Genomic DNA, 5,225 nt, shown 5'->3' with positions numbered 1-5,225 from the left:
GTACGGCCGCCTTCACGGATTGCGAAACGCAGACCGTCGTCCATCGCGATCGGGTGGATCAGGGTAACAACCATTTTGATGTTGTCGCCCGGCATTACCATCTCTACGCCTTCTGGCAGTTCGATGGTACCAGTCACGTCAGTAGTACGGAAGTAGAACTGCGGACGGTAGCCTTTGAAGAACGGAGTATGACGGCCGCCTTCGTCTTTGGACAGAATGTACACTTCAGATTCGAACTTGGTGTGCGGCTTGATTGAACCCGGCTTAGCCAGTACCTGACCACGTTCGATTTCTTCACGTTTGATACCACGCAGCAGAACACCAACGTTCTCACCAGCACGGCCTTCGTCCAGCAGTTTGCGGAACATTTCAACGCCAGTACAGGTAGACTTAGCAGTCTCTTTGATACCAACGATTTCAACTTCTTCACCAACTTTGATGATACCGCGCTCAACACGACCGGTAACAACGGTACCACGACCGGAGATGGAGAATACGTCTTCGATAGGCAGCAGGAACGGCTTGTCAATCGCACGCTCTGGTTCCGGGATGTAAGAATCCAGGAAGCCAGCCAGTTCGATGATTTTCGCTTCCCACTCTGCTTCGCCTTCCAGCGCTTTCAGAGCAGAACCACGAACGATCGGAGTGTCGTCGCCCGGGAAATCGTACTGAGACAGAAGTTCACGAACTTCCATTTCTACCAGTTCCAGCAGCTCTTCGTCATCAACCATGTCGCATTTGTTCAGGAACACGATGATGTACGGAACGCCTACCTGACGACCCAGCAGGATGTGCTCACGAGTCTGCGGCATCGGGCCGTCAGTCGCAGCAACAACCAGGATCGCGCCGTCCATCTGCGCAGCACCGGTGATCATGTTTTTAACATAGTCGGCGTGGCCCGGGCAGTCTACGTGCGCGTAGTGGCGAGTCGGGGTGTCATATTCAACGTGAGAAGTGTTGATGGTGATACCACGAGCTTTTTCTTCCGGAGCGTTATCGATCTGATCGAATGCGCGAGCAGCACCGCCGTAGGTTTTAGCCAGAACGGTAGTGATTGCAGCGGTCAGCGTTGTTTTACCATGGTCAACGTGGCCGATAGTACCGACGTTAACGTGCGGTTTTGTACGTTCAAATTTTTCTTTAGACATCGATTGTCCCTCTAAGACACGGATAAATCGGTGATATCACCACATCAACCAGGCAATATACCTGAGCTGTTGAATGCTTTTAAAAGTAAACAGAGAGAAACGGGAAGGAGAAGTGAAGTGGTGCTGATACCCAGAGTCGAACTGGGGACCTCACCCTTACCAAGGGTGCGCTCTACCAACTGAGCCATATCAGCACGTCTGGAGCGGGCAGCGGGAATCGAACCCGCATCATCAGCTTGGAAGGCTGAGGTAATAGCCATTATACGATGCCCGCATCCTGAAACTCGGCTACCCAGTTCTTTCTGTAACAAAAAAGAGATTCTCTCTTCTTCGTACGAGCTGATTAATTTTTTAACCAACTCAGGCGGCGATAACGCTGCCAGAAAGTGGTGGTGGGGGAAGGATTCGAACCTTCGAAGTCTGTGACGGCAGATTTACAGTCTGCTCCCTTTGGCCGCTCGGGAACCCCACCGGACTTGATGGTGCCGACTACCGGAATCGAACTGGTGACCTACTGATTACAAGTCAGTTGCTCTACCTACTGAGCTAAGTCGGCATCAAGTAGCGCGCATTTTATGGAGACCTGCGTGCGCATGCAACTAAAAAATTGCATAAAATGTTCTATCGCTCACATTTTGCACTATACGACCGATAAATAATCTATTCGCACTGTGGATTGAGCAAATTTCCAGCGGTCGTTACCCTCTAATGGAGGCATTTTGCTTCACAGGGTGTTTACCTGCAGACAGAAAGTGCATCTTTATATATATGGAATGCCCGTCACATTGCTTTTCAGGTGATGATTTTTTCTTATTATTCGCCCCCATCTGGTGTTACCCTCCTGCCCATTGTCCAAATTAACTGAAATGTGACGTGCCATTGCGTGCCGGGGATGATTCGTTTTTACCACTGACCTGATACAGCAATGACAGCCAGACCATGCGTATGAGTATAAAAGAGCAAGCGTTAATGACGCCTTACCTACAGTTTGATCGCAACCAGTGGGCTGCGCTTCGTGATTCCGTGCCGATGACTCTGACCGAGGACGAGATTGCTCGTCTGAAAGGCATTAATGAAGACCTGTCGCTGGAAGAAGTTGCCGAAATTTATTTGCCTCTGTCGCGTTTACTAAATTTTTATATCAGTTCAAATCTGCGCCGCCAGGCTGTTCTGGAGCAATTCCTGGGCACTAACGGCGAACGTATTCCTTATATCATCAGTATTGCTGGCAGTGTCGCGGTTGGTAAAAGTACGACTGCGCGTGTCCTGCAGGCATTGTTGAGTCGCTGGCCAGAGCATCGCAAGGTTGAGTTGATTACTACCGATGGCTTTCTTCACCCCAATCAGGTGTTGAAAGATCGTGGACTAATGAAGAAGAAAGGCTTCCCTGAGTCCTATGATATGCATCGTCTGGTAAAATTCGTTTCCGATATTAAATCAGGTGTACCAAACGTCACGGCCCCGGTCTATTCACATCTAATTTATGACGTGATTCCTGATGGTGACAAAACTGTCGCACAGCCTGATATATTGATCCTCGAAGGATTAAATGTATTACAAAGCGGGATGGATTATCCTCACGATCCACATCATGTATTTGTTTCTGACTTTGTCGATTTCTCTATTTACGTGGACGCGCCAGAAGAATTACTCCAGACGTGGTATATCAACCGTTTCCTGAAATTCCGCGAAGGGGCATTTACCAATCCGGATTCTTATTTCCATAACTATGCGAAATTATCAGAAGATGAGGCCATTAATACGGCCACCTCTCTTTGGAAAGAAATTAACTGGCTGAATTTAAAGCAAAATATATTACCTACGCGTGAGCGTGCCAGCTTGATTATGACTAAAAGTGGCAACCATGCCGTTGAGCAAGTCAGACTACGAAAATAATAAAAAAGGGGAGCAACGGCTCCCCTTTTTATTATTCTGCACTTCTGAGTGATATTTCTCCGCCCATCCATGGTTTTATCACACCATCTTGCTCAAGCAATAGTGCGCCTTGCGCATCTATTCCCCTGGATATACCAAATATTTCTTTATCCCCGATAATCAGCTTAACGGGCCGATTGATAAAGTTATCCAGTTTTTTCCAACGGGACAGATAAGGCGCTAATCCCTCTTGCTCAAACAGTATCAGCGCAGCACGTAGATCACGGATCAGCCGGGCAGCAAGTGTATTGCGGTCAATGTTAATTCCTGCTTCCTGGAGGTTAATCCATCCTTGATTTACCACATCCTCTTCGACCCGGCGCATGGCCATGTTAATACCTGCGCCAATAACAATCTGCGCTGCATCGCCCGTCTTACCAGTGAGTTCAACCAGAATGCCCGCCAGTTTCCGGTCGAGCAGATAGAGATCGTTAGGCCATTTCACACGAACCTGATCAGCACCCAGATCGCGTAAAACCTCTGCCATGACGATACCAATAACCAGACTCAGGCCAATTGCTGCTGCCGGCCCCTGCTCCAGACGCCAGAACATTGACAGATACAGGTTAGCGCCAAACGGCGAAAACCATTTTCGCCCGCGACGTCCACGCCCGGCCTGCTGATATTCAGCGACACAGGCATCGCCTGACTCCAGTTGGCTAATTCGGTCCAGCAGATATTGGTTGGTTGAATCGATAACGGGTAAGACGGTTACATTTCCGCTATTCAGCTGGGAATGAATAAGTGCTGAATCCAACAGCTGGATAGGCTCCGGTAGGCTGTATCCTTTACCAGGAACAGTAAATACATCAACACCCCAGTCGCGCAATGTCTGAACGTGTTTATTGATAGCCGCACGACTCATTCCAAGTTTTTCACCAAGCTGTTCGCCTGAATGAAATTCACCATCTGCTAATAACGAGATGAGCGTCAGGGGTACGGTATTATCCTTCATGTAATAATCTCCACGGCATTCACTTCCCCCTGAGGTCCAATAAACCTCACTTCCGGTTCGAGCCAGACATTGAATTTTTCACCTACTTTTTGACGGACATAATGTGCAAGCTGAACAACATCCTGGCTCGTTGCATTGTCAGCATTAATCAGTACCAGTGCCTGCTGCTGATGTACTGCAGCCCCACCAATACGCATACCTTTTAGCTGGCACTGATCGATGAGCCAGCCAGCGGCCAGTTTTACGGAACCATCCGCCTGAGGATAATGAGGCGCAGTGGGGAATTGCGAAAGCAAAATCTTTGCCACTTCAGCTGTAACAACCGGGTTTTTAAAGAAGCTTCCCGCATTACCGTGCACTTTCGGATCAGGTAGTTTTGTTGTGCGCATGTGGCAGACGGATTCAAACACCTGCAGAGGAGTCACCGTAACAGGATCAAGGCGAGCTAAGTCACCGTAGGTCAACACCGGCTGCCATTGTTTAGGCAAGCGCAGACCAACAGCCACAATTGCAAAACGATCCTGGTACTCATGTTTGAAGATGCTATCACGGTAACCAAAGCGACATTCTGCGGCATTGACGCGCAATTGCTTGGCTGTGGACAGTTCAACACAGTCAACATATTCACAGACACGTTGTAACTCTACGCCATAAGCACCAATATTCTGGATAGGTGAAGAGCCAACGCAACCGGGAATTAATGCCAGATTTTCCAGCCCCGGCATGCCAAGCTGCAGCGTATGCTGTACCAGGTTGTGCCAGTTTTCACCAGCCCCCACATGTAAATGCCACGCGTCAGGTTGTTCTGTAACCTCAATGCCCTTGATGCGGTTGATGATTACCGCACCATGGAAGGAATCAAGGAACAGGACATTACTCCCTTCGCCCAGGATCAGTACTGGATAATGTAATGCGTTAGCTGATTGCCAGGCACTAAGTAGTTGTTGCTCGTTTTCGGCGCAGACAAGCTCGTTAGCATATTGATCGATACCGAAGGTATTCCAGGCTTTAAGGGAGTGATTCATAGACGCTTTCCTGATGCAAAATCGCGTTTAGTTTACCGCATATGCCGCAGGATGGCTTGTGTTATGGAAGAGTGGTTGTGTTGTGCCGGACGGCAGTATTTCCTGCAGTCCGCAGACGCAAAAAAGCCCATCCGGCAGGATGGGCTTCTTCACTGGTTTGAT

General features: G+C 48.8%; 4 protein-coding genes, 4 tRNA genes and 1 pseudogene. 2 read left to right on the top strand and 7 right to left on the bottom strand.

Going from position 1 to position 5,225, the window contains the following annotated elements:
• The 5 genes from tuf to OGX98_RS00870 form a co-directional block, all read right to left on the bottom strand.
• Nucleotides 1-1,148: elongation factor Tu (tuf, locus tag OGX98_RS00890; RefSeq protein ID WP_286492302.1), on the bottom strand; the 1,148-nt coding region annotated here is incomplete at its 3' end.
• Nucleotides 1,149-1,266: 118 nt separating this feature from the next.
• Nucleotides 1,267-1,342 (bottom strand) — tRNA-Thr (locus OGX98_RS00885).
• 5 nt (nucleotides 1,343-1,347) lie between these two features.
• A tRNA-Gly gene (locus OGX98_RS00880) sits at nucleotides 1,348-1,422 on the bottom strand.
• 113 nt (nucleotides 1,423-1,535) lie between these two features.
• Nucleotides 1,536-1,620: transfer RNA gene (locus OGX98_RS00875), tRNA-Tyr, on the bottom strand.
• 8 nt (nucleotides 1,621-1,628) lie between these two features.
• A tRNA-Thr gene (locus tag OGX98_RS00870) sits at nucleotides 1,629-1,704 on the bottom strand.
• 19 nt (nucleotides 1,705-1,723) lie between these two features.
• Here OGX98_RS00870 and OGX98_RS00865 point away from each other — a divergent pair.
• Together OGX98_RS00865 and coaA are read left to right on the top strand one after the other, a co-directional pair.
• A pseudogene (locus OGX98_RS00865) lies at nucleotides 1,724-1,804 on the top strand (hypothetical protein); the annotation flags it as partial.
• A 289-nt stretch (nucleotides 1,805-2,093) separates the two neighbouring features.
• Entirely contained in the window at nucleotides 2,094-3,044 is a 951-nt protein-coding gene (gene coaA / locus OGX98_RS00860) for a type I pantothenate kinase (protein WP_045449387.1), read from the top strand.
• Nucleotides 3,045-3,075: 31 nt separating this feature from the next.
• On the opposite strand, the gene birA is transcribed toward coaA, so the two are convergent.
• The gene (birA, locus tag OGX98_RS00855; RefSeq protein ID WP_286594708.1) at nucleotides 3,076-4,038 is read right to left on the bottom strand and encodes a bifunctional biotin--[acetyl-CoA-carboxylase] ligase/biotin operon repressor BirA; all 963 of its coding nucleotides are present in this window, start codon (nucleotides 4,036-4,038) and stop codon (nucleotides 3,076-3,078) included.
• Complete coding sequence (murB, locus tag OGX98_RS00850; RefSeq protein WP_045438317.1) at nucleotides 4,035-5,063, bottom strand: UDP-N-acetylmuramate dehydrogenase; 1,029 nt, start codon at nucleotides 5,061-5,063, stop codon at nucleotides 4,035-4,037. Before murB ends, birA begins: the two co-directional genes overlap by 4 nt.
• Between the last annotated feature and the right edge of the window lie 162 nt (nucleotides 5,064-5,225).

The organism is Citrobacter sp. Cm046 (assembly GCF_030333065.1).
GTDB classification, from domain to species: Bacteria; Pseudomonadota; Gammaproteobacteria; order Enterobacterales; family Enterobacteriaceae; genus Citrobacter; species Citrobacter murliniae.
The sequence above is the reverse complement of the archived record's forward strand: the minus strand, read 5'-3'. Positions and strand labels throughout refer to the sequence as shown.

Bases quoted from the DNA above. Each gene is read 5' to 3' on its own strand.
- coaA (WP_045449387.1), top strand. From the start codon at position 2,094: ATGAGTATAAAAGAGCAAGCGTTAATGACGCCTTACCTACAGTTTGAT.
- murB (WP_045438317.1), bottom strand. From the start codon at position 5,063: ATGAATCACTCCCTTAAAGCCTGGAATACCTTCGGTATCGATCAATAT.
- birA (WP_286594708.1), bottom strand. From the start codon at position 4,038: ATGAAGGATAATACCGTACCCCTGACGCTCATCTCGTTATTAGCAGAT.